General features: G+C 57.8%; 21 protein-coding genes. 8 read left to right on the top strand and 13 right to left on the bottom strand.

Annotation, left to right across the window (positions count from 1 at the left end):
• The first annotated feature begins 46 nt into the window (after positions 1-46).
• Positions 47-2,470 (top strand): BACON domain-containing protein, encoded by a 2,424-nt coding sequence (locus KG007_RS13355; protein ID WP_213349568.1) that lies wholly within the window; start codon positions 47-49, stop codon positions 2,468-2,470.
• 21 nt (positions 2,471-2,491) lie between these two features.
• On the top strand, positions 2,492-4,501 hold the full coding sequence (locus KG007_RS13350) for a calcineurin-like phosphoesterase C-terminal domain-containing protein (protein ID WP_213349565.1): 2,010 nt from the start codon (positions 2,492-2,494) through the stop codon (positions 4,499-4,501).
• Between the two features lie 9 nt (positions 4,502-4,510).
• Here KG007_RS13350 and KG007_RS13345 read toward each other — a convergent pair whose 3' ends face one another.
• From KG007_RS13345 to dapF, 3 genes are read right to left on the bottom strand one after another with little or no spacing between them, the layout of a single operon-like run.
• Positions 4,511-5,311 (bottom strand): alpha/beta fold hydrolase, encoded by an 801-nt coding sequence (locus tag KG007_RS13345; protein ID WP_213349562.1) that lies wholly within the window; start codon positions 5,309-5,311, stop codon positions 4,511-4,513.
• Between the two features lie 11 nt (positions 5,312-5,322).
• A complete protein-coding gene (locus KG007_RS13340; RefSeq protein ID WP_195461500.1) occupies positions 5,323-5,517 on the bottom strand; it encodes a hypothetical protein in 195 nt (64 codons plus the stop codon).
• 20 nt (positions 5,518-5,537) lie between these two features.
• Positions 5,538-6,344: a diaminopimelate epimerase gene (gene dapF, locus KG007_RS13335; RefSeq protein WP_213349559.1), complete on the bottom strand. Its 807-nt coding sequence runs from the start codon at positions 6,342-6,344 to the stop codon at positions 5,538-5,540.
• 136 nt (positions 6,345-6,480) lie between these two features.
• Here dapF and KG007_RS13330 point away from each other — a divergent pair, with 136 nt between their 5' ends.
• Positions 6,481-7,227, top strand: coding sequence for a nitroreductase family protein (locus KG007_RS13330; protein WP_195461502.1), 747 nt, complete (start codon positions 6,481-6,483; stop codon positions 7,225-7,227).
• 4 nt (positions 7,228-7,231) lie between these two features.
• On the top strand, positions 7,232-9,607 hold the full coding sequence (tamL, locus tag KG007_RS13325) for a translocation and assembly module lipoprotein TamL (protein WP_213349556.1): 2,376 nt from the start codon (positions 7,232-7,234) through the stop codon (positions 9,605-9,607).
• Between the two features lie 53 nt (positions 9,608-9,660).
• On the opposite strand, the gene KG007_RS13320 is transcribed toward tamL, so the two are convergent.
• From KG007_RS13320 to KG007_RS13295, 6 genes are all read right to left on the bottom strand, one after another.
• Positions 9,661-10,572: a helix-turn-helix domain-containing protein gene (locus KG007_RS13320; RefSeq protein ID WP_213349553.1), complete on the bottom strand. Its 912-nt coding sequence runs from the start codon at positions 10,570-10,572 to the stop codon at positions 9,661-9,663.
• 185 nt (positions 10,573-10,757) lie between these two features.
• Positions 10,758-11,300: an OmpH family outer membrane protein gene (locus KG007_RS13315; protein ID WP_195461505.1), complete on the bottom strand. Its 543-nt coding sequence runs from the start codon at positions 11,298-11,300 to the stop codon at positions 10,758-10,760.
• Between the two features lie 31 nt (positions 11,301-11,331).
• On the bottom strand, positions 11,332-11,838 hold the full coding sequence (locus KG007_RS13310; RefSeq protein ID WP_195461506.1) for an OmpH family outer membrane protein: 507 nt from the start codon (positions 11,836-11,838) through the stop codon (positions 11,332-11,334).
• A gap of 166 nt (positions 11,839-12,004) precedes the next feature.
• Complete coding sequence (locus KG007_RS13305) at positions 12,005-14,587, bottom strand: BamA/OMP85 family outer membrane protein (protein WP_213349551.1); 2,583 nt, start codon at positions 14,585-14,587, stop codon at positions 12,005-12,007.
• A gap of 25 nt (positions 14,588-14,612) precedes the next feature.
• Entirely contained in the window at positions 14,613-15,326 is a 714-nt protein-coding gene (locus tag KG007_RS13300) for an isoprenyl transferase (protein WP_213349547.1), read from the bottom strand.
• Positions 15,327-15,383: 57 nt separating this feature from the next.
• Positions 15,384-16,262: an NAD(+)/NADH kinase gene (locus tag KG007_RS13295; RefSeq protein ID WP_213349545.1), complete on the bottom strand. Its 879-nt coding sequence runs from the start codon at positions 16,260-16,262 to the stop codon at positions 15,384-15,386.
• A 113-nt stretch (positions 16,263-16,375) separates the two neighbouring features.
• Between KG007_RS13295 and KG007_RS13290 the strand changes: the two genes are divergently transcribed.
• Genes KG007_RS13290 through KG007_RS13280 form a run of 3 tightly spaced genes read left to right on the top strand, consistent with a single transcriptional unit; the run spans position 16,376 to position 19,150 of the window.
• Positions 16,376-17,092 carry a pyridoxine 5'-phosphate synthase gene (locus KG007_RS13290; RefSeq protein WP_213349542.1) on the top strand — a complete coding sequence of 239 codons (717 nt, stop codon included), beginning with the start codon at positions 16,376-16,378 and terminating at the stop codon, positions 17,090-17,092.
• 5 nt (positions 17,093-17,097) lie between these two features.
• A complete protein-coding gene (locus tag KG007_RS13285) occupies positions 17,098-17,745 on the top strand; it encodes a GDSL-type esterase/lipase family protein (RefSeq protein ID WP_195461511.1) in 648 nt (215 codons plus the stop codon).
• A 4-nt stretch (positions 17,746-17,749) separates the two neighbouring features.
• Positions 17,750-19,150, top strand: coding sequence for a CCA tRNA nucleotidyltransferase (locus KG007_RS13280; protein ID WP_213349539.1), 1,401 nt, complete (start codon positions 17,750-17,752; stop codon positions 19,148-19,150).
• A gap of 26 nt (positions 19,151-19,176) precedes the next feature.
• Here the strand turns inward: KG007_RS13280 and KG007_RS13275 are convergent, their stop codons facing one another.
• Positions 19,177-20,136 (bottom strand): DMT family transporter, encoded by a 960-nt coding sequence (locus tag KG007_RS13275; RefSeq protein WP_213349536.1) that lies wholly within the window; start codon positions 20,134-20,136, stop codon positions 19,177-19,179.
• A 156-nt stretch (positions 20,137-20,292) separates the two neighbouring features.
• On the opposite strand from KG007_RS13275, the gene KG007_RS13270 reads away from it, so the two are divergent.
• On the top strand, positions 20,293-21,201 hold the full coding sequence (locus tag KG007_RS13270; RefSeq protein WP_213349615.1) for a DMT family transporter: 909 nt from the start codon (positions 20,293-20,295) through the stop codon (positions 21,199-21,201).
• Here the strand turns inward: KG007_RS13270 and KG007_RS13265 are convergent.
• Genes KG007_RS13265 through KG007_RS13255 form a run of 3 tightly spaced genes read right to left on the bottom strand, consistent with a single transcriptional unit; the run spans position 21,198 to position 22,561 of the window.
• The gene (locus KG007_RS13265; protein ID WP_213349533.1) at positions 21,198-21,593 is read right to left on the bottom strand and encodes an acyl-CoA thioesterase; all 396 of its coding nucleotides are present in this window, start codon (positions 21,591-21,593) and stop codon (positions 21,198-21,200) included. The two genes, KG007_RS13270 and KG007_RS13265, sit on opposite strands and share 4 nt — an antisense overlap.
• A gap of 1 nt (position 21,594) precedes the next feature.
• Positions 21,595-22,176, bottom strand: coding sequence for an L-threonylcarbamoyladenylate synthase (locus KG007_RS13260; RefSeq protein ID WP_195461515.1), 582 nt, complete (start codon positions 22,174-22,176; stop codon positions 21,595-21,597).
• Between the two features lie 7 nt (positions 22,177-22,183).
• Entirely contained in the window at positions 22,184-22,561 is a 378-nt protein-coding gene (locus KG007_RS13255; RefSeq protein ID WP_195461516.1) for a VOC family protein, read from the bottom strand.
• Positions 22,562-22,597 lie beyond the last annotated feature (36 nt).

Genomic DNA, 22,597 nt, shown 5'->3' with positions numbered 1-22,597 from the left:
TATTTTTGCTCGGAACAACAACCTAAATTCTACAATTCAACGCATTATGAACCCCTTCAAATTTAACCTTTTCACCGCTTTGTTTCCGGTTTTTGCACCGATCCTCTTCGGGGCCTGTTCCGGAGACGACGGGATTGCGCCCGAAGCCGACGAACTGCGTGTTTCGGGAGTCGAACAGGAGTTCACCATTGCAGCTTCGGATGTGGCGCAAATCTCCTTCACGGTCGAAAGCAACCGGGCGTGGGAACTCGTGAAGTCCGGTCTGGAATGGGCTGAAGTCAGCCCTGCCAGCGGAGCAGCAGGCATTCCGGTGCAGGTGAAGATTACTCCTTATTCCAATATCGGCGACCTGCGTACGGGCACGATCGCCGTCCGAGCCGGATCGCAGGAGCACACCATTACGATTCATCAGCAGCCCTCGTCCGACAGCCCTTCGATCGTCATCGAAGGACTGACCGACGGGAGCATCGTCTACGATGCCGAGGGTATGCCTCAGAGTTTTCGGGTCAACGCCAATGTAGCCTGGGAAGCCGTGACGGAGAATCTCGACTGGCTTACCGTCGCACCTTCGAAAGGCAGCGGCGGTACGACCGTGCGCGTCGTAGTCACTCCCGAAGAGAATGACGGCCCGGAACGGAGCGGCACGCTGATCATCAAAGCCGCCGCCGCCGAACGGCACATCCCCGTCAGCCAGCAGCACAAACCGCAGAGCCCTGTTATCGCTATCGACGGATTGGCCGATAATTACGTGCGCCTTACTGCCGGAGACGCTCCGGTCCGTTTCCGCGTGAAATCCAACTATGCCTGGACCGTCGACCGTACGGGTAGCCCCGACTGGATTGCGATCACACCCGATGGGGGTGCGGCGGGCGAGACGGTGACCGTCGAGGTGAAACCCGGATCCAATACGGGTGATTCGCGCAAGGGGCGTTTCTCGATCACCGCCGTCGGGATAGAAGGCGCTGCCACCGAGACGTTGTCCGTCGTGCAGGCTCCTGCGGCGGGCTGCGGCTGGGTGCTTTTCGAAGATGATTTCGCGTGGGCGACGACGCCTACGGATGCGATGTTCAACGTCGCTGCGATGGATCAGGGCGCCGGAATACTCCTCACCAACCTCTATCCTCCGGTGTCGAGCGTGATAACCGACCCGCTCGGTACGGGTTGCGAGATCATGCGGGGATACACGCGCGGCGGATGCCTGAAATTCGGCACGGCGAATTCGCTGGGTCGCTTCACGACCCCTGTATTCGCCGAAATCGAGACGAAAATGGACCTGACGGTAACTTTCCGGGCGCTGACCATGCGCGATTACGAGGCTGTGCTGGAAGTCTATTGTGACCAGGGAACGTACGATGCGATGGATTTCAAACGGGTCCCCGTGGGCCGCAAGTGGGCCGAAGATCCGTTTCAGGACTGGTACGACGTAACGCTGAACATTACGGGCGCCACGCGCGGCTGCCGCCTGCACATCCGTTCGGAGAGCGAGACCGACTGCTGCTGGTATCTGGACGACGTACGGGTCACCTCCCTGCGCAGCGATGCCGTGCCGGGCATCGTCATGGAACCGACGCGACAGATTATTTGCGTGACCCGAAGTGCCGCGGCAGCTTCCGACGGTACGTTCGAGATAGACGTGAACTGCAATACGGAGGTTTCGGTGGAGATGCCGTCGTGGGTTTCGCAACTCTCTGCAACTTCCGTCGCCTTCGGGTCGGGACAGCGTGTTACCTATAAATTCCGGGCTTCGGAAAACACCACGGGTGAAAAGCGTGTGGGTCATGTTCGGTTCTTCAATGCCGCCGAGGGGCTTTCTTCCGAAGCCGAGGTGGTGCAGGCCGTGCACGGTCAGTCGGTTACCCGGGTTCAGTGGTGGCTGGGGGCCGATTACCTCTCCGACTACGAATCGACCTGGGTGTCGGAGCATCATGTCGCCGCCGAGCGCGGGGGCTCTTCCGCTCGTCTCTCCTATGTCGCGGGCGGCGTCTCGGAGACCAGTCCGAAATGGACGTTAACCGGTAAGGCGCCCGTGTCGTGTCCCAATGTCACCTATGCTTGGATCGGCGATTACTGGCTCTTCGAAGCGCCGCTCGACGGCCTCACGGCCGGGGTGCGCGTGAAGCTCGACTTCGTCATGATCTTCGGGAACAAGTGTCCCAAATACTGGATGCTCGAATACGAGGACGGCGGCGCCTGGAAACCCGCCCAGAGCGTCGAAACCGCTGTGGTCGAGGACGGTTCGGAACTCTCCTACAATATGGCTTTCGTACAGGACGCGTACAGCGTCGTTTCCCAGGACGTTGCGCTCTCTGCCCCGGCGCCGGACGGCGTGGCACGTTTCCGCATGCGCTGCATGTCGGGAATCATGACGCAGGGAGCCGCGGCGAGCAAACCCCAGAATACGGGCATGCGTATTGTCAATGTCGACGGCGACGGAACGGAACGCCAGCCTTCGGTATCGCTCATGGAGTAATTTCAACGAAAAATGCACATTATGAAACGCGTCGAAAATTTCAGTTCGTTCTTTTCCCGGAAAATAACCCTCTTTGCGATCCTGTCCGTTTTGCTGGCCAGTGTCGCCTGTGAGCGGGACAATACCCGCGAAATCCGGCCTCCTGCGGCCGAAACCGTTTGGATTACAGGCGTCCAGTTGCCCGCCGACGAGGTCGTGGCAGCCGTGGGCGAGACTTTCGAAGTCCGTGGGCAGGGCTTCGGCGATAAGGATGTTTTTCAACTGGTCGTCGAAGGCGGCAGTACGAAGAAAGCCTATTTCCTGCCGATGGAGGCTGCTGCCGACAAAGCCGTGGTGACAATCCCGCAGGGCCTGCCCGACGGAACCTATGCCGCCGTCGTGCGGCGGGCCGAGCAGGAACAGCGGCTCGGACAGTTGAGTGTCCGTATTCGCAATGTGGACGTGCTGGAGGAACTGCCTGACATTGCCGGAATGAATGTGAAAGGTGTTGTGCGTGACAAGAACGGGAATCCGCTGCCCGGCGTGGCGGTTTCCGACGGCGTCGAAGTCGTGACCACCGACGAAGAGGGGCGTTACTATTTCTATTCGGACAAATCGCTGGGCAGGGTGTTCATTTCGCTGCCTTCGGGGTATATGCCCGAAACGGTGATGAACATTCCGCAGATTTCGCGCCGGTTCATGGCGACGAACCTTTCGGTCGAGCAGTTCGATTTCACGCTTCGGCCCGTGAATAACGACCGCTGCGTACTGATCGCCTCCACCGACTACCACCTGGCGCGCCGCAACAACGACCTGGAACAGTTCCGCGATTTTGTCAACGATGTCAACCGCTTCATCCTGACCGAACAGCGTCCGGTCTATGTATTGACGATGGGCGATCTGGCGTGGGACGAGTACTGGTATAAGAATTACTTTACGCTCAGCGATTTCATCACCGAGATGAAGGATTTCAATACGGTCGCCTTCCATTGCATCGGCAACCACGACCACGATCCCTATTACACCGAAGACCTGGCCGCCACGCGGCAATGGCGCGACCTGGTGATGCCGGCCTATTATTCGTTCAACATCGGAAAGTCCCATTTCGTCTGCCTCGACGATATCGTCTACGTCAACAACGGCGGGGCCGTGGGAACGATCGGGGACAAGAGCTATCATAATTACGTCTCCGAGGACCAGATCGCGTGGCTGAAAAAGGACCTCGCGCTCGTCGAAGACAAGGCCGCTCCGCTGTTCATCATGATGCACGCGCCGCTGGCTTATCCCAACGCCTCGTTCGGCAATACATTTTACGACGAAGCGCATGCGCGGGAGCTGCTGGCCTGTTTCGAAGGGTTTTCGGAGGTTCACGTGCTCACGGGACACAGCCACGACAACCGTAACTGCCAGCTTACGGATGCTGTCATGGACCACAATACGGGTGCTGTCTGCGCCTGCTGGTGGTGGTCGGATGGCTATTCGGGCCGTCATATCTGCAAAGACGGTACGCCGGGCGGATATGCGGTCTACGAGTTGGAGGACCGTGACCTGACGTGGTATTACAAGGGGACGGGAATCAGCCGGGACGTGCAGTTCCGCACCTACGACATGAATAAGCTTTGGCTCGATCCCGAAACCTATCTGGACGACCGGACCATCACGGTCGACGGCACTCCCGTTACGATCCGCGACTGGTTTTCGCAGCAGGCCTATGGGCAGTCTTTCAACAGGCTGCGCAGTGATAACTGCGTGTATATCAATTGCTGGAACTGGGATCCGGAGTGGAAGATCGAGGTGGTAGAAGAGGGGCGCGGCAGCCTTGCCGTGACGCGGCTCTGGGAATACGATCCCCTGCACCTGATCACGTATGTGATTCCGCGCCTGAACAAGGGCAGCAGGCCCTCGTTCACGGCCAACAAGATGGGACACCTGTTCAGCGTACAGGCATCGGACCCGTCGTCGACGCTCCATATCACCGTAACGGACCGTTTCGGCAGGGTGTATACCGAAACAATGAAACGTCCGAAGAACTTCAACGTCTATATCGAATAGCGGATTGCGTTATTCGCCGTTCACGAAACCGAGGATTGCCCGGGCGGTCGTTTCCGGCTCCTCCAGAAATCCCATGTGCCCCGCATGTTCGAGCCATACGACTCGGGCCTGCGGGTGCTCTTTTACCATCTTCTCGGCCGCCTCGACCGGGATATAGCCGTCCTTGCGTCCGAGGATGAAGAGTTGGGGAACCTTCGAGGCGCGCAGCATCTCGTTCCGGTCCTTGCGGGCGATCATGCCGTTGAGCAGGGCTACGATGCCTTCGTCTTCGGTGACGGCAACCTGTTCGACGAGGTCTTCGATGTAATCTTTCATGCGGGCACGGTTGTCCTCGGCAAATCCTGCTTCGGGAGCCACACGAGCCAGCGTATCTTTCTTCCCCGCCTTCACGAGCGCGATTTCGCGGCGGCGGTTTTCGGCCTTTTCCGGGGTGTCGGCATTGGGTGTCGAACTGAGCAGCACCACGCCGTCGAGCATTTCGGGATGGCGTTCGCAGAAAGCCAGAGCCACATAACCGCCCATCGAGTGTCCCACGAGCGTGCAGCGTGCGATTCCCAGTGCCCGCAGGGCGTCGGCCACCGTGTCGGCCAGGAACTCCATCGAATGCTCCTCGCCCTCCACGACCGAAATGCCGTGACCGGGCAGGTCGAGCGTTACCACGCGGACCTCTTTGTAGAGATAGGGTACGAAATCCTCCCAGACGAGCATCGATTCGAGGTATCCGTGCAGGAGCACTACGCACTTGTCCCCTTTCTGGGAGTCACAGATGTGCAGGGCGGTGGGGCCCGCCATGATAAATTTTTCGATCATTGAAACTGAATTTATTCCTCCTCCTCGTCGAGGTAATCGAGAACGGATTCGCGTTTGAGGGGGAATATCGGTTCCTCTTCGTCCTCCTCGTCGATGCTGCTGTACAGCGAGTGGCGCTCCTTGCCGCTTTTGCGGATCGGGTCGAGGCGTTTGGCTTTCCGAAGTTCGTCCGCGTCGTGTTCGCGAATTCCCTTTTGTGTTTTCATGGGGAAATAAAAGGTTGATTTTAGAAATTTTCGCTGTCGAACACCCCTTCGAAAACGCGGCGTGCCGGTCCTGTCAGGCGTATGTCCGTATAGGTTTGTGTTCCCTGTTCATGCGAAAACCGTACCGTAAGCGCTCCTCCGGGTACGGTAATCCGGAAATCGGTCGTCAGCGGCTGGTGAGCGAAGGCAGTTACGATGGCTGCCGCTGTGGCTCCCGTGCCGCAGGCAAGGGTCTCGTTCTCCACACCGCGTTCGTAGGTGCGCATGCGGATCGCGCCGTCGCCCGCAACCTGTACGAAATTGACGTTCGTACCCTGCGGGAAGCGTGCCGTATCGTGGCGGATGGCCCGCCCGCGGCCGATTACGTCGGTCGCTTCGAGGTCGTCGACAAATTCCACATAATGCGGAACGCCCGTGTTGAGAAACCACCAGCCGTCGCCCGTGCGGATTTCCCGTACGGCGATCATGCCCAGCTCGATCTCGCCCGACATGCCTTTAACGCGGCGGATACGGGCCGTGTGAAGCCCGTCTGCGGCGTCGAAGAACTTGGTCTCTCCGCCGATGCCCCGGTGTGCGGCGAACAGCGCGAAACAACGCGCCCCGTTGCCGCACATCTCGCCTTCCGATCCGTCGGCGTTGTAGTAACGCATTGAGCAGTCGATCTCCGCGCTGCGCGCAAGGGTCATCAGTCCGTCGGCCCCGATGCCGAAATGACGGTCGCACAGGGCTGCGATCAGTTCCGCACGGGGTGTGAAGCCGCCTTCGCGGTTGTCGATCAGGATGAAGTCGTTGCCTGCACCCTCGTATTTTGCAAATGCCGTCTGCACTTTTTGAATGGTTATGTATCGGCAAAAATAGTAAAACTTCTAAAAGTTTTGCTAATTTTGTGACAAAATATCCGCCAAGACACGCAACGGCAGGCGGTTGTGTTATTTGTACAACAGGATTCAAAAATATTCCCTTATGAAAAGTGTGCTTTTCAAGCATCGTTCGATACGTAAATTCCGCCCGACGCCCATTCCCGAAGAGGTGTTGCATGAATGCCTCGAAGCTGCCTCACGCGCCTCGACGTGCGGCAACATGCAGCTCTATTCGCTGGTGGTGACCCGCGATGAGGCGTTGCGCGAGAAACTCTCGCCATGCCATTTCAACCAGCCGATGGTCCGCCAGGCTCCCTGCGTGGTGACTGTCTGCGCCGACGTGCACCGCTTTACGATGTGGTGCGAGCAGCGCGATGCCGATCCGGCCTACGACAATTTCGCGTGGTTCCTCAACGCTTCGGCCGACGCCCTGCTGGCGGCGCAGAACCTCTGCGTCGAGGCCGAAATGCACGGACTGGGTATCTGCATCCTGGGAACGACGATCTACACAGCGGGCGACATTTCGCGGATACTGGAACTTCCGAAAGGTGTTATTCCGCTCACCACCGTCGTCATGGGTTACCCCGACGAGTCGCCCGAGCTGACCGACCGCCTGCCGCTGGAGGCTGTGGTCCACTACGAGAAATACACCGATTATACGGCTGCCGAAATCGACGAACTTTGGGCTGAGCGCGAAGAGTCGGAACTCACCAAGCGCCTGCTTGCCGAGAACGACCTGCCGAACCTGGCGAAGGTCTTCACCGAGCGCCGTTACGTGCGTAAGGACAACCTCGCTATTTCGCAGTCGTATTTTGCGCTGCTGAAAGAGAAGGGATTCTTCAACAACTGACGGGGTGCAGGGATGGTATCGCATATTCACCGCCGTGCTGCTGGGCCTCCTCTGCTCGGCTTGCAGCGTCACGCGCCACATCCCCGAAGGGCAATATTTCCTGCAAAAGGTAAAGATCGAGGACGACAAGTCCACGCCCCGCAAGGAGCGCATCACGGCTTACGACATGGAGAAGTACGTGCGGCAAACGCCCAACAAACGTTTCCTCGGGACGAATTTCTATGTCTGGCTCTACGAGCAGGCCAACCCTGCAAAGGATAACCGCTGGAACAACTGGAAGCGCAAGATCGGGCAGGCGCCCGTGACGCTGGACATGGGGCTGACCGAGAAGAGCGCCGAAAACCTGAAGGTCTACATGGACTCGAAGGGATTCTTCTCCTCGCAGGCGACCTATCAGGTCGACACCACTTCGCGCCGCAAGCGGGCGACGGTCACGTTCCGGACGCAACAGGGCGAACCCTACCGCATCGACTCGATTTCCTACGAATTCCAGGACAAGTTCCTCGAACAGATCGTGCTGCCCGATACCGTACATACGCTGCTGCACACGGGCGATATTTACGATGTGTCGGTGCTCGATGCCGAGCGGGAACGTATCACCGCTTACCTCAAGGAGCGGGGATACTACAACTTCTCGGTCAACAACATCTATTACAGCGCCCGGATGTTCGAGCAGGAGCGGCTGATCGATCTGCGGCTGGTCGTCAAACAATATCTTACGGGCTACAACGAACGCGGACAGGCCGTCATGGATAACAACATGGTCTACCGTATCGACCGGATCAATATCTTCGCCAATTACGACCCTACGGTCGCCCGGACCGATACGACGCTGCTTTCACGGCTCGATACGGTCTACTACCGCGGTCTGAACATCATCTACGAAAAACGGCCTAACCTGCGCCCCTCGGTGCTCCGGCAGGCCGTGCCGCTCTATCCCAACTACGTCTACAACTCGGCGCAGGTCAACCGCGCTTACTCCGACCTGATGGCGCTGGGCTATTTCAAGAGCGCCAAAATCGCCTTCGAGGAGCAACCCCAGACGGCCGATGTCACCAATATCGTCTCCTTCATCGGCGCTTCGGCCGATTCGACACAGACGCTCTATACCCGAGAAGGCTACCTGACATGCAATATCCTCTGTACCCCGACGCTCAAACAGAGCGTCAAGGTCGACCTCGAAGGAAGCACTACGTCGAGTTTCTACGGGCTGAAGGCCACCGTCGGCTACCAGAACCGCAACATCTTCCGCGGCGCCGAATCGTTCGATGTCTCCTTCACGGCGGGTTACGAGTTCATGAAAGCGCCCGACGCCAAACGCAAGCGGGCCACGGAGTTCGGCGTCACGACCGGACTGACCTTCCCGCGTTTCCTCGTGCCCTGGCGTACGGGGCGGTTCCGTACGGTGAACCAGCCGAAAACGAAAATCGAACTGTCCGTCAATTTCCAGGATAGGCCTTATTACGCCCGTACGCTTTCGAGTGCCGGCATCACCTACATGTGGACCAACAACCGCTATTCGACGTTCTCGCTGCGACCGGTCGACATCAATGTGATCGACATGACGCGGCCGGTCGATCCGGAGTTTTTGGGCGAGACCTCCAACAAGTACCTGATAAACAGTTTTAAAACCCAGTTCATCGGCGGCCTTTCGTTCGGTTACGGTTACAACAACCAGCGCAAGAACCTCGGCGGGAACGCCACGAACATCCGCTTCAACGCCGAGACTGCGGGCAACCTGATCGATGCCGTCGAACATCTGTTTTTCTCTCCGGCCCGCAATAAGGATTACTATACGATTTTCGGCATCCAGTATTCGCAGTATTTCCGTACCGACCTCAGCCTGAGCCGTAAAATCATGCTCGGCGATGTCTCGGCGCTGGTGGGACGGCTCTACGGCGGTGTGGCGATGGCTTACGGAAACTCAACGTCCGTGCCTTTCGACCGTCAGTTCTACTGCGGCGGCAGCAACGGCATGCGCGGCTGGACGCCCCGAACCTTGGGACAGGGGTCGGTGGCCAATCCCCACAACGACTTCCCGGTCCAGACGGGCGACATGAAACTGGAAGCCAACCTCGAACTGCGTTTTCCGATCTGGGGCATGATTCACGGTGCGACCTTCTTCGACCTGGGCAATATCTGGTATATCCGGCGCTATTCGGGGGAGTCCGAAGATTCGGTTTTCCATTTCGACAGTTTCTACAAACAGTTGGGATTCAATACGGGTCTCGGCTTGCGCTTCGATATCAAATTCGCCGTGCTGCGCCTCGACTGGGGTATTCAGTTGCACAACCCCAACAATCCTGTGGGCGAACGGTGGATTCACGATTTCAGGTGGAAGAATACGGCCCTCAATTTCGGCGTCGGCTACCCGTTTTAATTTTTCAGGGCCCGTTTCGGGCTTTCTTCTTTTACCACGAACGGGAAATACATCTATTGCTTTGCCTTGTACTGCGACGGCGACATGCCGGTATTGCGCTTGAAGTAGCTCCCGAAGAACGATTGGTTGGGAAAATTCAGGTAATAGGCGATCTCCTGTACGCTCATGTTCGAATATTTGAGCAGTGTCTTGGCTTCGAGAATAACGTAGCTGTCGATCCATTCCGACACCGATTTGCCGCTGATGCGTTTGATCAGCGTGGTGAGGTATTTGGGCGTGATGCACAACTGCCGGGCATAGAATCCCACGCTGCGCTCGTGGATATAGTGTTCGCCGAGTAACTGGGTGAACTGCTTGAAATACTCCTCCGCACGATTGTGCACCGGGTTGTCCACCTCGGGGTGTTCGGCAAGGTAATGGTTCAGGATGTCGCCTACTTTGTAGATTGTCGCGGCAATCAGTCCGCCGATAATATCCTGCGAAAAATCCGTCTCCGGATTCCGGAGTTCCTGCTCGACCATCGCGATGAAACTGCGGAGTGCGTGGCTTTCCGTCGGGGTGAGTTCCAGGCAGGGATGCATTGCGAATTGCAGGAAGAGCGGCATCATGCGTTTGGTGTCGATATTTATACGCCCCAGCAACTCCGGTGAGATCACGATGACGTGGGCCCGAAACTGGTTGTTGGATTGTATCTGCAGGATGTTTTTGGGCCCGAAGAGAAACAGCGAATCCTTTTTGAGGCGGTATTCCTGGAGATTGAGTGTTCCGGTGTTTTCGCCCTGCGTACCCACGCCGATGACAAAGGCGTCGATACGGCTCGGGAACCGGAAGGCCTGCATTTCCGATTCGCTGTTGGCTGCGATACATTCGCCCATTACCCCCGGGCGACTTTCGCCTCCGGCCATCGTGACCAGTTCGTTCAGGGTGAAGTTGGATATGGGCATTTCCTGGGGTGTCTTGTTCATTTTATTCTTGAATTTGGACAAATGTAATAATAATCTGTAATGAAATATTCAATAAGTTCGATTATACGACTTTTTGAATAGTACAACCTCCATTTCGACCTGGAACACCTCTAAATAAAAACGCCGACTCTGCAAAGAGTCGGCGTTTTTATCGCTCTGCGGAAAGATTCCGCGAGATGGCTTGATTATTTGGCGGCAGGTGCTGCTGCGGGAGCGTCGGTGATGCCCAGCTCCTTCTTCACAGCGGGTGCAACGTCGGTCAGCGTAGCTTCGTCGAAGTACGCCAGCGAACCCGTCGAAGTGTCGAATACAACGGTGAATCCACCGGCTGCCGATACTTTGTCGATTGCGCCTTTTGCTTTGTCGATGATCGGGGCGAGCAGTTCGTTCTGCTTCTTCTGGTAGTCCTGCTGTGCACGCTCCTGGAACTCACGGGTGCGGTTCTGCATATCCTCCAGTTCCTTCTGCTTCATCTCCTTGATTGCGTCGCTGTAAGTGTTGAAGTTCTTTTGGAAATCCTGCAGTTTGGTGTTGAACTCGACGTTCATCGTCTCGATGTTGTCCGACAACTCCTTGGCGAAGGTGTCCATGTTCTCCTGCATCGTTTTGGTCTCGGGCATCGCCATGATGATCTCCTGGGTATTGATGCGTCCGAATTTCTGAGCGAAGAGCGACGTGGAGCCCATCACCAGCACAACCGCAAGGGTTAGTTTAATTGCTTTTTTCATACAGTTTTATCAGTTAATGTTTTGATGTCGCTTATTTCTTGAGTGCGTCGATCACCTGCTGCGTCCGCTCCACCGAAGGATTGGTGTAGAGCAGCGTGGGGTTGTTCGCCGAGTCGAGAACCAGGTCGGCTCCCGCCTGCTTGGCATAGGCCTCGATGGCGGCGAAGACCTTCTTCTGGATCGGGCTGATCATCTCGATCCGTTTTTTCATCAGGGTTCCGTCCTGTCCGAACAGGCTTTCCTGATACTCTTGAGCCTCTTTTTCCTTGGTCAGGATGGCATTCTCACGCACCTGGCGCGCTGCCGACGAAAGCGTGGTTTTCTGGTTTACGTAATTGTTGTAGAGTGCTTCGACTTCGGCAAACTTGGCGTCTACCTGATCCTGGTACTGCTTGGCGAGTTTGTCCAGGTCGGAAATCGCCGTATTGTAGGCGTCGATCGATTTGAAAACTTTCTCGCTGTTGACGATTATGTAGTTCTGTGCTGCGAGGGTTCCTGCCGTCAGAACGAATGCCGCAATTAAAATCAGCCGTTTCATAATCCTTTGTTTTAAAGTTAATATTCCTTCCGGTTTCCCGGATTTTTGCTATAAATATAACTCTTTTCTTTCAAATATATTGCCATCACCGCCTTAATTTACGTTCCATCAGGCGAAGGGAATTCCAACCGGGCTGTCGCTGGTGACGTGCAATCCGGGGTTTGGCTTAGAATTGTTGTCCGAGCACAAAGTGGAACTGGCTGCCGCTCTTGGTCGAGGAGTTGGCCGGAGCGTCGAATCCGTAACCCCAGTCGATGCCGAGCATACCCACCACGGGAAGATAGAGGCGGACGCCGAAGCCGGCCGAACGCTTGATCTTGAAGGGCGAGAACTTTTTCCACGAGTCGAACGCATTACCGCCTTCGAGGAATCCGAGCACGTAAATCTGCGACGAGGGTTTGAGGATGATCGGGTAACGCAGCTCGGCGGTGTATTTGTTATAGCCGCGCGAGTAGTTGTTCGAAGGATCGAGCGCTCCGTCCTCGTAACCGCGCATCGAGATGATGTCGATACCGTAAATATTATATCCCGACATACCGTCGCCGCCGACTTCGTAACGCTCGAAAGGCGAAACCTTATACTTGTTGTAGGCGCCCAGGTAGCCCATTTCAGCCTTGAGCATCAGCACGAGGTTCGAGTTCCTCAGGAAGGACTGAAACCATTGTGCCTTGAACGCCCATTTATGGAATTCGACCCAGCGGTAACGCTCCTGGTTGGCCCGGTCGGCCTCGGCGGTCGTCGAATTGGAACTGTTGGCGATCTGCTCCAGTTTCTTGTAATCCTTGCCGTCCCAGAGCGAGTAGGGGAGCGTGGCCTGCACCGAGGCGCTGAATTCCGAACCGCGGCGCGGGTAGATCGGCTGGTCGACCGAACTACGGGCGAACACCAGTTTGAGCGATGCCAGGTTGGCTGCACCGTTCGTCATCACGAACGACGACCAGTTTTTCAGTGCGTAGCGTTCGTAGCTGGCTTCGGCGTAGAATGTGAAGTAGGGGTCGGGCCAGTTCAGACGCTTGCCCAGGCCGGCTGCGACGCCGTAGGTCCGGAAATACTGCGTTGAGGTCTGCCATACGTAGTAGGCGTTGTTCTGCTCCGAGAAGTGCGCCGAGAGGGTGAACGAGTTGGGTTTCTTACCGCCCATCCAGGGGTCGGTGAAACTGAAGGCGAAGGCCTTGTAGTAAGTACCGTTGGTCTGCGCCGAGAGTGAGAGCCGCTGGTTCTGGCCCATCGGGTAGGGGCGCCATGCGCCCTTTTTGAAGGTGTTCTTGATCGAAAGGTTGTTCAGCGTGATGCCCACCGAACCCACGAAGGTTCCCGAGCCCCAGCCGCCGGCGATGTTGAACTGGTCGGAAGCCTGCTCCTCGAGGGGCCAGTTGACGTTTACCAGTTCGTTCGAAACGGGTTTGATGTCGGGCATGATTGCCTCGGGGTTGAAGTGTCCCATCGAACCCAGCAGGCGGATGGTACGCATCAGCAGTGCACGGTTGTAGAGTTCGCCCGGGCGGGTATCCAGCTCGCGGCGGATCACTTCGTCGTCGACGCGCTGGTTGCCCGTGATGCCGACTTCGTTGATGGTGAACTGTTTACCCTCGAAGACTTTGACTTCGATGTCGATCGAGTCGGGGGCGATGATCGTCTCCGCGGGTTCGATCTGCGACATCAGGTAGCCTTCGTTCTGGTAGAGCGACGACACGGACGAAGCCTCGGGGTCGGTCTCCTTGCCGATACCCAACTGTTTATGCATCGTCTTTTTATCGTAGATGTCGCCTTTGCTGACGCCGAACATTCGTTGCAGGTCCTCGGTCTGGTAGACCGAGTTGCCTACCCACGACACGTTGCGGATGTAGTATTTGTTGCCTTCCGACACTTCGAGGTCGATCCCCAGGCGTTTTTCGTTGATCGGGTAGATCGAGTCGCGCACGATCGTGGCGTTACGGTAACCGCGCGAGTTGTAGAAGTCGATCAGCAACTCCTTGTCGGTTTCGTAGTCGTTCTCGTTGAGTTTCGTACCCTTGAAGAAGTTGATCGACTTCTGGTGGGTCTTTTTGAACGTGCGGCGCAGCCGCTTGTCCTTGAACTGCTCGTTGCCGATAAAGTTGATCTTGCCGATCTTCACCTTGTCCTTGCGGTCGATCAGGAAGGTAACCGTTACGGCCTGTCCCGGACGCAGCGTATCGTTGTCGATGCGCACGTCCACCTCCGTGTTGCGGAAGCCCTTTTCTGCCCAGTAGTTATGGATGAGTTTTTTGTTCTTGTCGATGACATAGTCCGAAAGTTCGCTGCCCCGCTTGAGCTTGAGTTTCTCCAGCAGGTCTTTCTTCTTGCCCTTCGAGATGCCCTCGAACTCCCAGTTGTAGACGCGGGGACGCTCCTTGAGGAATACCTCCAGGTCGAGGCTGTCGCCCTCGATCTCGGCGCCGATCTTCACGTCCGAAAAGAACCGCTGGCTCCAGAGCCGCGAAATGGCGTTGGAGATGAAGTTGCTCGGCAGGTAGACCGAATCGCCTTCGATCAGTCCGGCCGACGACTTGAGAATGTCGGGGTTGAGGTATTGCACGCCGTGGACACCGACGTTGCGGATGTAGTAGAGCTTGGGTGCACCCTCGTTCTTGAACATCGGGGCATCTTCTGAAATCGCAGGCTTCGGAGCCGCCGTCGTATCCTGCGGATTCTGCTCCTGGGCGAATATATTCGAGCAGCATAGCACAAGGGCCGCTGCTGCCGTGAATATCTTACCGGAATAATTCATCTATTTAAATCTAATCTAAGGTCATTTATTTTACCAGCCCGAAGCGGCGTTCGCGTCGTGCGTATTCCTCCATTGCGCGGTCGAATTCCTCTTCCGTGAAATCGGGCCACAGTACTTCGGGAAACCAAAGTTCGGCATAGGACGCCTGCCACAGCAGGAAGTTGCTCAGCCGCTGCTCGCCGCTGGTGCGGACGATCAGGTCGGGGTTCGGGTAGGGGGCCGTATCGAGTGCGCTGCTGATCGTGCCCTCGGAAATCTCCGATGGGGCGATCTCTCCGGCCTCCACGCGGCGCGCGATTTGCTGCACGGCGTGCGTTATTTCGCTGCGCGACGAGTAGTTGAGCGCCAGGATCAGCGTCAGCGTCCGCCCTCCCGCGGTGCGTTCCTCGGCCTGGGCCAGGTAGTTCTGCACCTTTTCCGAAAAGCGGCTCCGGTCGCCGATCATGCGTACCTCGACGCCCTGGCGGATCAGTTCGGGCGTTTCGTTGATGACGCTTTGGCAGAAAAGTTCCATCAGGGAGTCGACTTCTTCGGCGGGCCGGCCCCAGTTTTCGGTCGAAAAAGCATAAAGCGTCAGGTATTTCACACCCCACCGCGCAGCAGCGCGCAACGATGCCCGCACGGGTTCTACACCCGCCGCATGGCCTTCGTAACGCTCTTTGCCGCGCAACTCGGCCCAGCGGCCGTTGCCGTCCATGATGATGGCGACGTGTTGCGGTATGCGTTTCTGATCGCTCATATTAGGGCACAAATATAGGGAAAAATTCTGTTAACTATGGAAAAATACAATAAATGATTAACTGCGGATGTCGATTCCCCACATCATCTTATTCCGTAACGTGTCGTAAAATGATATATTGTGCGGTACGGCCAAAAAAATCGTCTGTTCGGCGCGTTCCACGGTGAACGTTGCGCCGTGCGAAATCGGGTAGGTCCGGTTGTCCAGCGTAACGAACGCATCCGACCGGCGGGCATGTACGTTGAGCGTGATGATACTCGTGTCGGGAACCACTACCGGGCGCATCGTGAGGTTGTGGGGCGCGAGGGGCGAAATGATGAGGCACTGACACGTAGGGGCTACGACGGGGCCTCCGGCGCTGAGCGAGTAGGCGGTCGATCCGGTGGGGGTCGAAACGATCACCCCGTCGCCGTGGTAGGTGGCTACCATCTGGTGGTCTACATAGGTCTCCACCGAGATCATGCCTGCGCCGTGGCGCTGGACGGTGAATTCGTTGAGCGCCAGCTGCGATTCGGGCTGGCGGGCGAATTCGCCCGTGACGCGCAGCATCGAGCGCGGCTCGGTCGAAATGTTTCCGTCGGCGATTTCCCGGAAAATGAGGTTCAGCCCGTCGCTCGGGGCGCTGGTGAGAAAACCCAGGTGGCCGGCGTTGATGCCCATGACGGGAATCGGTGCGCCGCAGAGGCGGTGAACCCCTTCGAGCAGTGTTCCGTCGCCTCCGTAGCAGACCATGACAGTTTCGGCAGGCTGTTTGCCTATGTATCGTCCGTAGACTTTTTCCGGCGGAAGTTTCGTACCCGTGGCCTGCTCGACCAGGGGTGCGAACTCCTCGTTGACGGCGTAATCGAAGCCGAACATCCCGATCGCCTCGATCAGTTGACGGATCTCCTCGGGGGTGTGGGCGATCTGCGAACGGGAAAAAAGTATGATTTTCATCGGCGGAGTTTCGAAAAAATAAGTAACTTTACCACGCCGGAGCGACTCCGGGGCCTTTGCGGCCCGGCAATGCGCCGAGGTTTGGCATATCGCCAGCAAATATAGCGAAATTTATGACAAAGTTAAGTGTTAATATCAATAAGATTGCCGTGGTGCGCAATTCGCGCGGCGGCAATCTGCCCGACGTGGTCCGGACAGCTCTGGACATCGAACGGTTCGGCGCCGACGGCATCACGGTTCACCCGCGCCCCGATGCGCGCCACATCCGCTATGACGACGTGCGCAACCTCAAACGGGTGCTTGCGACCGAACTCAACATCGAGGGCAATCCCATTCCGGGGTTCATCGACCTTGTGCTGGAGGTGGTTCCCGCGCAGGTGACCCTCGTGCCCGACGCGCACGACGCCATCACCTCGAACGCCGGATGGGACACCGTCGCCAACCGTGATTTCCTGACGGGCGTCACGGAGCGTTTCCATGAAAAGGGCATCCGGGTCTCGATCTTCGTGGACCCTGTCCCGGAGATGGTGGCCGGGGCGAAGGCATGCGGCGCCGACCGCGTGGAGCTCTATACCGAAGCCTATGCGCGCGAGTATTCCGACGGCCCGGAACAGGCCGTGGCTCCGTATGCCGCCGCCGCCGAGGAGGCCCGCCGGCAGGGGTTGGGGCTGAATGCCGGTCACGATCTCTCGCTGGAGAACCTGCGCTGGTTCGTCGGCCGCATTCCGTGGACCGACGAGGTGTCGATCGGCCATGCGTTGATCTGCGACGCCCTCTATTACGGATTGGAAAACACCGTGCAGCTCTACCGACGCGAACTTAAAATCTGACGATTATGAAACGCATCCTGATTCTTGCCGCCGCATTGCTTGCCGCAGGTGCGGCCTTTGCACAGAGTGAATACAACCTCCAGCGGCGCAGCCTTTTCGAAGTCCTTCCGGTGCTTTCGAGCGACATCGTGTTCCTGGGAAATTCGATCACCGACGGCTGCGAGTGGGCCGAGTTGTTCAACAACCGCCACGTCAAGAACCGCGGCATCAGCGCCGACCGCTCGGGCTGGCTGCTCGACCGCCTCGACCCGATTATCGCGGGACATCCCAAGAAACTCTTTCTGATGATCGGAACCAACGACCTGGCCGGCGGCGCTTCGCCAGAACAGATCGTGGCCGACGTGGCCCGGCTGATTGACCGTTTCCAGGCCGAGTCGCGCTGGACCAAAATCTACGTGCAGAGCATCCTGCCCGTTAACGGCGAGGCTTTCTCGAAATACAAGGGGCACTACGCGCACAGCCACCTGATCGTGCCGACGAACAAACTGCTCGAAGCCCTGTGCGACGAGAAGGGCGTCACCTACCTTGACGTGTGGGGTGCGCTGGCCGACCACGACGGACGGCTGGACAAGCGTTACACCAACGACGGCCTGCACCTGATGGGCGAAGGCTATGTGGTGTGGCGGGATGCCATCAAGCAACACGTGAGGTAGCCGCGTGCCGTTGTCGAATCCCATATTCCGGCGGATTTCGCGTCTTGCCGACGCCGAGGGTGTGAGGGCCTTCGTCGTCGGAGGCTACGTGCGCGACTACTACCTGCGGCGTCCTTCGACCGACATCGACGTGGTGGTCGTGGGCAGCGGCATTGCGCTTGCCGAAGCGCTCGCGCGTGAACTGAAAGCCAAAGTATCGGTGTTCAAGACTTTCGGGACGGCGATGGTCCGCGCCAAGGGTATTGAGGTCGAATTTGTGGGAGCCCGCAAAGAGTCCTATACGCACGATTCGCGCAAGCCCGAGGTCGAACCCGGAACGCTCGAAGACGACCAGCGGCGGCGCGACTTCACGATCAATGCCATGGCGTGGTCGCTCAACGGCGCTACGTTCGGCGAACTGGTCGACCCTTTCGACGGAATGTCCGACCTCGAAGAGTGCATCATCCGTACCCCGTGCGATCCCGATGTCACTTTTTCGGACGATCCCCTGCGTATGATGCGCGCCGTGCGCTTCGCGTCGCAGTTGGGTTTCACCATCGAGGAGGAGACTTTCGAGGCCATCTGCCGCAATGCGCAGCGCATCAAAATCGTTTCGCGCGAACGCATCGCCACCGAACTCAACAAGATCGTCCTTTCGCCGGTTCCCTCGATGGGTTTCGAACTGCTCGAACTGACCGGGCTTCTGAAACTTATTTTCCCCGAGATGCACAACCTCAAAGGGGTGGAGAAACGGGGCAAGCATGCCCATAAGGACAATTTTATCCATACGCTCAAGGTCCTGGACAACGTGGCGCGCCGCTCCGACGACCTGTGGCTGCGTTGGGCCGCCGTGCTGCACGACATCGCCAAGCCGCAGACGAAGGCCTACGACCCCAAGGTGGGCTGGACCTTCCATGGCCACGAAGTGTTGGGCTCGAAAATGGTTCCGGCTGTTTTCCGCCAGTTGAAGCTGCCCCTGAACGAGCACATGAAATTCGTGCAGAAGTTGGTTTTCCTTCATCTGCGGCCCATTATCCTCTCCGAAGACCTCGTGACCGACTCGGCCGTCAGGCGGCTGCTGTTCGAAGCGGGCGACGACGTGGAGGCGCTGATGACCTTGTGCGAAGCGGACATCACCTCGGGTATCGACGCCAAGGTGAAACGCTATCTGGCGAATTTCGAACTGGTGCGCCGTAAAATGAAGGATTTGGAGGAGCGCGACCGTGTCCGCAATTTCCAGCCCCCGATCTCGGGCGAGCTGATCATGGAGACCTACGGCGTCGGGCCGGGCCGTGTGATCGGCGATATCAAGGAGATTCTCAAGAACGCCATTCTCGACGGCGAAATCCCCAACGACTACGATGCGGCCTACGCCCTGATGGAGCGGCTGGCGGCCGAGCGGGGCCTGACCCGGGTGACGCGGTAACGGGGCGCGGTTCCCGTTTCGCGGCGCTACGACCTGCCGGTTTCTTTGGAATCCGGCATTTTAAGTTTCTCGGCCTCCAGTTGGGCCCGCGATTTCGACTTGGTGACGAGCCATACCCCGACAAAGACGCACAGCGCGGCGGCCGCTTTGGTGAACCCGAACGTGTCGAGGCCGATGGCCACCGTGAACAGTACGGCCACGATGGGCTGTACGTAGTTGTACATCGACACGACCGTCGGCCGCAGGTAACGCTGGGCGACGGGGACCATCAGGTAGGAGAAGAAGGTCGCGCCGACCACGACGTAGCCGATTCCGGCCCACGTTTTGGCCGCCAGTCCGGCATAGTCGACCTCGGTCAGCGGGCGGTAGTAGATCGCCACGGCGACCACGGCGGCAAAAAGGAACATCCATTTCATCGTCGTCACGGGCGAGTAGCGGACGATCACGTTGCGGAATGCCGTGAGATAGGTAGCGAAACTGATAGCGCTGACGATGCACAGCAGGTCGCCCTTGATGCTCGACGTGTGGCCCGCCCCGTGCTGGCTTACGAGGATCAGGATCAGCGCCCCGGCGCATCCCAGAAAGACGCCTCCGGCCTTGAGCCATGTGATCGGTTCGCGCAGGAACAGCGTCGCCAGCACCATCGTCAGTACAGGGACTATCGTGGCGATAATCGACGTGTCGATGGGCGAGGTGAGCGACAGTCCCCACAGAAAAAGCATCTGGTTGAGCTGGATGCCGAACACTGAGGCGAACAGCAGCAATACGATGTCACGCGGTGCTACACGTTCGCGGGGCAGGAAGAGCGAGACTGTCCAGAAGAGCAGTGCGGCGCCCACCATGCGGTAGACGCTCAGCGCAAAGGGGCTGACCCCTCCGGGGTTGGCCTCGGACCAGAGCACGCTCTTGCCGATCGGGGCGTTGAGTCCCCAGACGATGTTGGCGGCCAGCAGGGCCGCATGTCCTTTCAGTTTTCCCTTATCCATTTTTATTTTGCATTTAACGGAATCGCAGCACTTATCAGGTCTTGACCCGCGATTCCTGCCGTTGCCCTTAAAACCCGCCTCTTAGGCGGGCGGTAAAATTTGGTGCAATAATTGCCTCGTAGGCCTTTTGTGAGTAAAACGCGCTATAATCTCGATCTGGTCTTTGCCAACGTCTTTTTCGGGGCGAATTTCTCGTTCTACGTCTCGCTTACGCGCAATTACCTCGACTTTCAGCAGATTTTCATGCTGCAAGTGCTTTCGGCGGCGGTTTTCTTCATTCCCTTTGCGCTCTTCTCGCGCTATTCCTACCGCATCACGTGGCGCGATGCGGGCAATATTCTGATCGTCACGCTGCTGATCGTCTACGGCTGGATGTACATGCTGCTGTGGGGATCGTCCTACACTTCGCCCATCGATGCGTCGGTCATCGCCACGTTAGGCCCCGCCGTGACGCTGATCATGGACCACCTGATGCATCCGCGCAAATACATCAAGGCGCGTATCGTGGGGGTGGTCTGCGCGCTTATCGGTGCGGGAATCCTGATTTTCAGCGACGGATTCTCGCTCACCCACGGCAGCCGTGCGCAGGGGAACCTGTTCGTGCTGGTGGCCGTGGTGGCCATCGCCATCAATACGGTGATTATCAAGCCTCAATTGGAGAAACTGGGCACACTGGTCGTCATGGGATGGTACTACATCATCGGACTGGCCGTTACGGCGCCCTTCTTCTGGAAATACATCGACCATGTGCAGTTCCTGCGGCTTCCGTTGCAGGCGCAGGCCGAACTGGCCTATATCATCATCCTGGGAACGGTCCTGCCGATGTATCTGCTTTACCGCGGTACGGAGAAGCTGACCTCCGTCCATACGGCGCTTTACCGCTACATCCAGCCCGTGATCGCGGGCATCCTGGCCATTACGCGCGGGCAGGCGCATTTCGATGCGGCGAACGTCACCGCGATGATCTTTATCTTTGCGGGCGTTATCCTGGTGGTCGTCGGTTATAAATATTATGTCCGCCACGGGCTGCCGAAACTGCGCAGCGACGGGCGGCTGGAACACTAGTCGGCCAGCAGCCGTTCGCGCCAGGCGCCGGGAACCGGTTCGCTCTGCTGCCGGGCAAAGTCGAAGACGACCATCACCGAACGGCTTTCGCTGCGTACCTCGCCGCCGACCAGCAACTGCTGAAACAGCGTCAGGCTCTTCGTGCCCACCTTTTCGCAGGTGGTCGTCACCCGCACGGGGTCGTGCATCCGCACCTGCCCCTGGTAGGAGGTCGAAGTCGAAACGGTGAGAATCCGCAGGTCGCCCAGCAGCACCTCCGCGCCCAGCACCTTTTCGTAGTACTCCATCTTGCCTACGTCGAAATACATCTGCTGTGAAACGTTGTTCACATGCTGGAAGGGGTCGACATCCGAGAAGCGTTTCTGGATGGGGGTTTCGAGGGTCCGCGCCATCTTATTCGCGGATGATTTTCACCTCGCCGCCTTCGCCGAATGCGATGATCGACGAGGCTTTGCGGGTCGGTTTGCCTTCGAAACGGGGGTTGACGACGAAATCCACGCCGTCGACGACCTCTTTGTCCACGTCCTGCAACCCCACGGGCGTCGCTTCGCCCGAGATGTTGGCCGAGGTCGAGACGATCGGTTTCCCGAGTCCCTTGAGCATCCGGCGGCAGAATTCGTGGTCGGGGATGCGCACGCCGAGCGTCCCTTCGTCGGGAATTAGGTTTTCGGCGACGCCTGCGGCTCCGGGCAGGATGGCAGTCAGGGGACTCGTCGCCATTTCCATCACCTCGAAGGCGATGCCCGGGGCTTTGTTGACGTAGCGCACGGTCATGTCGGCCGAAGCGCACAGCACGAGCATCGATTTTTTGTTCTCGCTCCGCTTGAGGCGGTAGATTCGCTCCACGGCGGCGGCGTTCGTCGCGTCGCATCCCAATCCCCAGACCGTGTCGGTGGGGTAGAGGATGATCCCGCCCGCCCGCATTACGCGCACGGCTTCGTCGGCCTCTTTCTGCATTTCGGTTTCTTTCTGCATGACCGGATTAATTTATAGGTAAGATTTCGATCCAGTAGTCATCCGGGTCGTTGATGAAATAAAGTCCCATGTCGGGATTCTCGTAGCAGATACAGCCCATTGCGCGGTGATATTCGCGTACGTCGTCGTAGTCGCCCGCCACGCGCATGCAGAGGTGGCTCTCGTTCTCGCCCAGCTCGTAGGCTTCGGTGTGGTCGCGCAGCCAGGTGAGTTCCAGTCGGAACGGGGTTTGCCCGTCGCCCAGGTAGATGAGTGTGAACGAGCCGTCGGAGGCCTGCTTGCGGCCCACTTCCTTCAGTCCGAGTGCCTTGTCGTAAAAGGCGATGCTGCGTTCGAGGTCCGTTACATTGATGTTGAAATGGTCGAAACGACTTTTGATTTCCATGATCGCTTGTTTTTGTTTCGCACAAAAATAGGCAAA

This window comes from Alistipes montrealensis (assembly GCF_018362775.1).
Taxonomy (GTDB): Bacteria; Bacteroidota; Bacteroidia; order Bacteroidales; family Rikenellaceae; genus Alistipes; species Alistipes montrealensis.
Note: the sequence above shows the minus strand (reverse complement) of the source record. Positions and strands in the feature narration are given on the sequence as shown.

Excerpts from the sequence above, each read along its gene's own strand:
- KG007_RS13355 (WP_213349568.1), top strand. The coding sequence starts at position 47 with ATGAACCCCTTCAAATTTAACCTTTTCACCGCTTTGTTTCCGGTTTTT.
- KG007_RS13350 (WP_213349565.1), top strand. The coding sequence starts at position 2,492 with ATGAAACGCGTCGAAAATTTCAGTTCGTTCTTTTCCCGGAAAATAACC.
- KG007_RS13345 (WP_213349562.1), bottom strand. The coding sequence starts at position 5,311 with ATGATCGAAAAATTTATCATGGCGGGCCCCACCGCCCTGCACATCTGT.
- KG007_RS13340 (WP_195461500.1), bottom strand. The coding sequence starts at position 5,517 with ATGAAAACACAAAAGGGAATTCGCGAACACGACGCGGACGAACTTCGG.
- KG007_RS13330 (WP_195461502.1), top strand. The coding sequence starts at position 6,481 with ATGAAAAGTGTGCTTTTCAAGCATCGTTCGATACGTAAATTCCGCCCG.
- KG007_RS13320 (WP_213349553.1), bottom strand. The coding sequence starts at position 10,572 with ATGAACAAGACACCCCAGGAAATGCCCATATCCAACTTCACCCTGAAC.
- KG007_RS13315 (WP_195461505.1), bottom strand. The coding sequence starts at position 11,300 with ATGAAAAAAGCAATTAAACTAACCCTTGCGGTTGTGCTGGTGATGGGC.
- KG007_RS13310 (WP_195461506.1), bottom strand. The coding sequence starts at position 11,838 with ATGAAACGGCTGATTTTAATTGCGGCATTCGTTCTGACGGCAGGAACC.
- KG007_RS13305 (WP_213349551.1), bottom strand. The coding sequence starts at position 14,587 with ATGAATTATTCCGGTAAGATATTCACGGCAGCAGCGGCCCTTGTGCTA.
- KG007_RS13300 (WP_213349547.1), bottom strand. The coding sequence starts at position 15,326 with ATGAGCGATCAGAAACGCATACCGCAACACGTCGCCATCATCATGGAC.
- KG007_RS13295 (WP_213349545.1), bottom strand. The coding sequence starts at position 16,262 with ATGAAAATCATACTTTTTTCCCGTTCGCAGATCGCCCACACCCCCGAG.
- KG007_RS13290 (WP_213349542.1), top strand. The coding sequence starts at position 16,376 with ATGACAAAGTTAAGTGTTAATATCAATAAGATTGCCGTGGTGCGCAAT.
- KG007_RS13285 (WP_195461511.1), top strand. The coding sequence starts at position 17,098 with ATGAAACGCATCCTGATTCTTGCCGCCGCATTGCTTGCCGCAGGTGCG.
- KG007_RS13275 (WP_213349536.1), bottom strand. The coding sequence starts at position 20,136 with ATGGATAAGGGAAAACTGAAAGGACATGCGGCCCTGCTGGCCGCCAAC.
- KG007_RS13265 (WP_213349533.1), bottom strand. The coding sequence starts at position 21,593 with ATGGCGCGGACCCTCGAAACCCCCATCCAGAAACGCTTCTCGGATGTC.
- KG007_RS13260 (WP_195461515.1), bottom strand. The coding sequence starts at position 22,176 with ATGCAGAAAGAAACCGAAATGCAGAAAGAGGCCGACGAAGCCGTGCGC.
- KG007_RS13255 (WP_195461516.1), bottom strand. The coding sequence starts at position 22,561 with ATGGAAATCAAAAGTCGTTTCGACCATTTCAACATCAATGTAACGGAC.